Origin of the sequence: Bacillus sp. 7894-2, assembly GCF_002272225.1 — a bacterium.
Lineage (GTDB): Bacteria > Bacillota > Bacilli > Bacillales > Cytobacillaceae > Cytobacillus.
In genome coordinates this window covers 1-6,238 of sequence record NZ_NPDG01000131.1, presented here as the reverse complement: position 1 = coordinate 6,238, position 6,238 = coordinate 1, and the positions used below count along the sequence as shown (strand labels likewise).

Genomic DNA, 6,238 nt, shown 5'->3' with positions numbered 1-6,238 from the left:
CGAATAAGAAAGATCCTAACTGGTTCTTCAACTCTTGCACCCGTTCGTAATATAAGGTTAGCCAGATATTTCTGGTTGACCTTTTAATTTTGGGTCTTATTATATAACGGTAGTCGGGGTAGAACGTCGCACCCGTGGGTTAAATCCCGTCAACTAAACTGTTCACCCCCTACTTGTATAAACATGTTTCAGGCTGGTTGGGACAAAGATCCCGTTTAACAAGCGAACCTATGACATTACAAGAAGCCTTAGGGGATACCGACAAATTGAGTTTTAGGAGGAGAAAAGCATGAATCCAGTCATTGGCCTGGATGTATCAAAAGGAGAGAGTCAGGTTCAAGCATTTTTAGACAAAGGCAAACCGTATCGTAAGAGCTTTAGTATCAAGCACAATACCGATGGTTTAGGTAGTTTATTAGAGTTCCTTCATGAAGTAGAAAGTTCAGCTGGTGGTCATCAGCCAACGGTGGTTTTAGAATCAACAGGACATTACCATTTTCCTGTCATTCAATTTCTTGAGGAGCAAAGTTTTGTTTATATTGTTGTCAATCCTCTTATCTCCCATCGAGCCAAAAGTTCGAGTTTGCGGAAGGTAAAAACAGATGCAATTGATGCTTACCACCTTTGCGAGCTGTTTTATAAAGAAGAGTTAGAGCCTTATAAAAAAAGAGGAATTCAACTTTTAAATCTTCGTAATCTAACAAGACAACAAGAAAGTATTGCCGAAGTATCAGCACAGACTAAAATACAGCTGCATACCCTTTTGGATCAGGTATTTCCTGAATATAGAGGAGTTTTTGGAAGTTTATATTCCAAAGTCTCATTGCTTACATTATTAGCATTTCCTACTTCAGAAGTAGTGTTAAGTGTGAGTGAAAGAGAAATAACAGAGAAAATAGCTTCGCTATGTATGAGTCGTTCAGATGCATGGGCAAACGAAAAGGCTAAAAAATTAAGGGAAGCAGCCCTTCGTAATCCGTTTCAAAACAAACTCTACCAGAGTAATATTTTAATCTAGAGTTATTAGTCAAGATCGTTCTTCAATACCAAGAGCATCTATCTAAAATTGCAGTTGAAATAGAAGCCCTCGCTAAAGAAATTGAAGAATATTATATATATCAATCTATCCCTGGAATTGGAGAGAAAATCGCCGCCACGATTATTTCCGAAATTGGTGAGATAGATCGGTTCAATGATGCCAAAAAGCTCGTTGCATTCGCTGGAGTGGATCCTAGTGTTTGCTCTTCTGGTAAGTTTACCGCATCAGTAAATCGAATCACCAAACGATGTTCTAGCAGGCTTCGTCATGCCTTGTATATGGCTGTACAAAGTGGTATTCGTGATGCTCGTAAAAAGAAAACAACTGGTGAAATCATCGCACGCAATAAAAAATTAAGGGAGTTTTACGATAAGAAACGTGAAGAAGGAAAACCCTTTAGAGTACAGTTATTGCATGTGTTAATAAGCTCTTACATTGGATTTTTGCCTTACTAAAAAGCAGAACTATTTTCCAAGATACACCTTAAAAACTATATCTAACTAAATACAACAAAACCTTCCAAATAAAACATAGAGGAAGGTTATTTGGCATGAACATTTTTAGTATATCATGACGTTATTAATCATTTTATTGAAAAATGTTGACAAACTATTAGCTGGTTTAGCTTAATAACTTCAACAAAAAAGAAATTAATTAATTAATTAATTAATTAATTAATGAAACACTATATCACCTAAATCACTTCACTCTATATTTGGTTGAAATCTCTTTACTCAAGGAATCTGACATATAATCAAACTTAAAATAAATAATCAACTGATTCGGTTCTTCCCATTCTAATTTATATGCACTGTCCGAAAATGGCTTATAGCCGTCATCTGTATTAATGCTGGTTAAATAAGTCATATACAATCTTGAATTTGATAATTGGTATAGGCGACCATAACCTCTTTCAATCACTACAAATTCTTCTTTATTATCTGGAGAAGAAAACCTCGTGTATTCAGCCTCAGTTAGTAGATTTGGAAGGGACGGTACGATTATGAAAAATACCCCTATAGCAATTATTATTCCTTTTATACCTCTATCATTGAACAAATAAATTAGCGATACTATTGCCACAATTATAAGCAAATTACGTATTGCCTGATGACTAATACCGTTTGGTGGTGTTCCTATTTGAACAAATATTCCATTGATTTGTAGTGTTAGCAAAGCAAAAAGTAATAAAATACTTATAATGAATGTGATAATAGCTACCTTTAGAAATTCTTTTGTATTACTTTTTTCCACTATTTATCACCACCTTTGAACAAAAACAGTAAATCCTTCTGCAATAAACCTGTCACGTTTGTTAAACAAGAAAAAAGATCACTCCAGCGATCCTCATCTTTAATTCTTGCACCCTTTAGTAGAAGAACTTCTAATCCTTTTTTATACTTTTTTGATATTTACTATGTCCATCTGTTACACCAGTAAGTTCAAAGTCATTGCACTTATAAAATTTATTTAATTTAGTATTATCTGTAACACAATCTAACTTAAGATATTCTTTTTCACTTGCATTGTCTTGTATCCAAGTTAATATACTTTTACCTATACCTTTCTTCATATAAGTTGGTGTTATTGCAAGTCTATGTAAATATAGCGATTTTGAAGAAATATCACTTCCCCAAATATGCCTATCCCATTCACTTTGTTTAGATAATAGTGTGAACGTAGCCACAATATTCTTATCTTTTAAAACAATGTATGTTTCTTGATTAATTATGGCTTGTTTAATCTCTTCATCCTCACCACCATCTAGTAGAAACCTCCATTGGTTTATATCATTATCTTTCATCCATTGAGCTATCTGCTTTAACATTTCAATAATTACACTACTATCGTGATTAGTAGCAATTTTTATTTCAAAACCTTCACCGTAATCCAAGTAAATTCTTACCTCCTTTTTCAATTAACTTTTTTTATTCGATACCTTATAAATTCAACAAACCACTTCAACTAACCTGCCCGTTTGTACAATAAGAAAAAAACCGCCAGAGATGGCAGCTTAATTCTTTAATATTATCATGTTCTTATCAACGGAAATAACTTCATCATTAGCAAAAATAATTAACGCAGTTCCACTTTCGTATTTAATCGAATTAAATTCACCAATGACTAGAACTTCTCCTTTTCTAATTTGGTAAACAACCTGATTATCATTTTCCTCGCTATCGTAAGCTGCTAAATCATTGACTAAGAAACCTTTAAGAGGTTCATTAAATAACTTCATTTTTTTACTCCATTAGTACAATTTTGTGTTAAACAACGGCTTATACCTAGATGGTACAAGTTACCTTAACTCATTTCAAATCATTTAGTGACGCGGGTGCTGTACCCTACATTAAATTAACTTAATGCCGCCTATGCTTTTGTTTTTCCCAGTATGTATAGAGAGTATTACAAGGGGGGTAAGCAATGATTATTTTAGGTGTAATAAGCAGAGTCGCTGGTTGGCTTTTAGGAATGTTTCTATTAATAAGAACACAGATAGCCAACCAATTGTCAGGAGAATACCTTTACCACTTTTGTTGTTCATCCTAATAATAGGAGCTTAAGAATTATTATTTTTTGTTTCACAAACCTCTTCCGTTTGTTACAGAAAAATGAGCTTCAAATTATTTAAGATTTTTCGTTACCATATAACATACTTTTTAAAAAATCTATCTTCCTGCTATCTTTATTATTATTATTATTTGCTCGATAGCTATCCTTGGATGAGGACTCGTAAACACTTAAATACTGTTCAAGATTCAGTAAGTAATACTTTACATCTTCCGTTTGATGCATTTCTAAGTCCTCTAATTGTACTCCGGCGAAACTTGGCAGTGTGTCTATAATGCCAAACTCAACTGATAATCCATCTTTAGAGAACTCATGCTCATGCAAATCAATTAAGCTATATTCCAGTGATTTCATAATGTTCACTATATCATTCCACTTATGTATATTTAATTCCGGCGGTACTTCCCAGCCTCTTTCATCACCAGGTACATGAATATCCAAGTCTTGCGCACACCAACTTTTTCCTGTTACGACTTCTAAACCAACCGACCCCATTAACAAGGGGATAATATCAATATCACTTAGTTTCTTTGCAATTTTTATAAACTCAATAAATTTGTGATTCATTTTCCCCTCCATATCTCTGCCCCGTTTGTCGAAAAGAAATGAATGATCCTCACTGATCCTCAATTCTTGCACCTATTAGTTGAAGAAGGCAAACTCTATTTAATTTGGAAACCAATAACAGTAACTTAAAATTAATATGCTTATTTACATTCTTATTCCTGGGTGATTACAAAAAAGCCGCAGCACTCCCGCTTGCGGCTTCCAATATGGTCAGGCAGGCTCCATTTGAAGCTGATCCCGGTATGGTTTTAATGAATGATAAATAATGTTCTGCATGAATGCCTTATCCATGTCCGGCAAGAGCTTTTCAGCAAATGCCCAGGCATTTTCCTCAATTTTCAATGCTGTGAGCCAGCGTTCCTGCTCTGTTATGCAGGCATCAAGATGGCTGGCTAATTGCTCCAGCTCCGCATCTTCTGCATGGCCTAACTCATGAGCAAACACAACGGCAAAATAATCTAAAAAACGATCAGCAGAAGCAAACAGCTGCTGGCATTGATTCTTAATCTCTTCTGCATAAAGGGTTACTGTATGTGTTCCCATGCTGTATTTTCCGCCAGCAATATGATTTCCCGGAAAATGTTTCTCTAATTTAATGTCCGCCTGACTCCCCGATCTCTTCAGCAATTCATGAACAACTAGATCCAAGCTTTCTTTATTCAATGCAAACACCTTTCTCTATTTAAAGCTTATAGGCTATTATATGAGAAAAGTGTACAGAAATAAACCACTATATACCCTTTTATTTCGACGATAAAACCTAAATTCCTTATTTTTTATCCTGCAGAAGCGATTTATGGATCCAGATTGCAGCCTGTGCACCCTCTCCCATCGCAATGGTTACTTGTTCCGAATGGGCTGCCACATCGCCTGCTGCCCAAACATTTTGGACACTGGTCATTTTCGAGCGGGGATCTGTCAGGATATGCTTATTTTCAAGCCGCTCTGCACCGAGCTGCTTTGCCAGGCCGGATTTTATCTCATTTCCGCCAAATGCAATAAATCCTCTATCCCCTGTAATTTCTTTGCCGTTTTCCAGCCTTACACCTTTAAATTTGTCATCATCTGCAAGCACTTTATCTATTGTTTCTTCCACATATTCAATTTTTTCCTCTCTCATTTTCTCTAAAAATTCCTGATCTGGCACCTTTTTTTCATGGTTGATGAAAACAAGGTCATTTGTCCAGTAAGACAAGGTTAAGCACATATTCGCGCCGGCATTTCCAGAGCCAAGCACAATGGTGCGTTTATCCTTCACCTCATATCCATCACAGTCTGGACAGACATAAACCGATATGCCAAGACAAGGCATCAGTTCCGGGAATGGCGGCATCCGGTCCATGACTCCCGTTGCCAGCAAAATCCGTTTGCCGGAATATTTATTGCCGGTTTCTGCTGAAACGACAAATCCTCCTTCAGCCTTTTCAGCCTGCTCCACTTTTTCATGAACAAACTCCACTCCAAGACTTTCAGCGTGCTTTCTCCCAAGCTCACGAAGCTCCGGACCGCTTACACCATCTGGATAGCCTAAAATATTATGATAATTTTTGCATATCACGGAACGCCCATCATTGGAATCCAGCACCAGCACCTTATGCTTATACCTGCCCAGCTGAATGGCAGCCTGCAGGCCCGCAATCCCTCCTCCAACAATCAGACAATCATAATTCAAATGGAATTCCTCCTTTTCGTGCCAAAAAAGGCTATACATGTAAACTACCCAGAAAATCGGTTTCCAAATACACTTCATTTTTAAAATGGTTTGGGGGTTTGCTTTGTTACAGGGTAGGGGGGCTGCTGATTGTGGTGTGGGAACTCCGTTTGTTGGTAAAATTCGGGGTTTGTGACTACTTTTTTTGTATTTTGGCGGAGAAGTGGTATCTATCGGGAGCTTTGGTGCTGCTTCTTTCTGGTTTTGTCGGATAAGCGGTATCTATTCGGGATTTTGATGCAGCTTCTTTTTGGTTTTATCGAATAAGCGGCATCTATCCTGGGCTTTGACGCTGCTTCTTTCTGGTTTTGTCGGATAAGCGGTATCTATTTGGGATTTTGATGCTGCTT

General features: G+C 36.7%; 6 protein-coding genes and 1 pseudogene. 1 reads left to right on the top strand and 6 read right to left on the bottom strand.

The annotated features are described in order from the left end of the window. The first annotated feature begins 289 nt into the window (after positions 1 to 289). Positions 290 to 1,526: pseudogene (locus CHI10_RS18295) on the top strand (IS110 family RNA-guided transposase). Positions 1,527 to 1,738: 212 nt separating this feature from the next. Here CHI10_RS18295 and CHI10_RS18290 read toward each other — a convergent pair. The 6 genes from CHI10_RS18290 to CHI10_RS18265 all read right to left on the bottom strand — a co-directional run bounded on the left by CHI10_RS18290 (position 1,739) and on the right by CHI10_RS18265 (position 5,849). Next, positions 1,739 to 2,293: a hypothetical protein gene (locus CHI10_RS18290; protein WP_048009495.1), complete on the bottom strand. Its 555-nt coding sequence runs from the start codon at positions 2,291 to 2,293 to the stop codon at positions 1,739 to 1,741. 130 nt (positions 2,294 to 2,423) lie between these two features. Then, the gene (locus tag CHI10_RS18285) at positions 2,424 to 2,933 is read right to left on the bottom strand and encodes a GNAT family N-acetyltransferase (protein WP_095245630.1); all 510 of its coding nucleotides are present in this window, start codon (positions 2,931 to 2,933) and stop codon (positions 2,424 to 2,426) included. Between the two features lie 120 nt (positions 2,934 to 3,053). Further along, complete coding sequence (locus CHI10_RS18280; RefSeq protein ID WP_048009496.1) at positions 3,054 to 3,278, bottom strand: hypothetical protein; 225 nt, start codon at positions 3,276 to 3,278, stop codon at positions 3,054 to 3,056. 389 nt (positions 3,279 to 3,667) lie between these two features. After that, positions 3,668 to 4,177 carry a hypothetical protein gene (locus tag CHI10_RS18275; RefSeq protein WP_048009497.1) on the bottom strand — a complete coding sequence of 170 codons (510 nt, stop codon included), beginning with the start codon at positions 4,175 to 4,177 and terminating at the stop codon, positions 3,668 to 3,670. A gap of 210 nt (positions 4,178 to 4,387) precedes the next feature. After that, a complete protein-coding gene (locus CHI10_RS18270; protein WP_286137476.1) occupies positions 4,388 to 4,849 on the bottom strand; it encodes a hypothetical protein in 462 nt (153 codons plus the stop codon). 97 nt (positions 4,850 to 4,946) lie between these two features. After that, positions 4,947 to 5,849: an NAD(P)/FAD-dependent oxidoreductase gene (locus tag CHI10_RS18265; RefSeq protein ID WP_095245628.1), complete on the bottom strand. Its 903-nt coding sequence runs from the start codon at positions 5,847 to 5,849 to the stop codon at positions 4,947 to 4,949. Between the last annotated feature and the right edge of the window lie 389 nt (positions 5,850 to 6,238).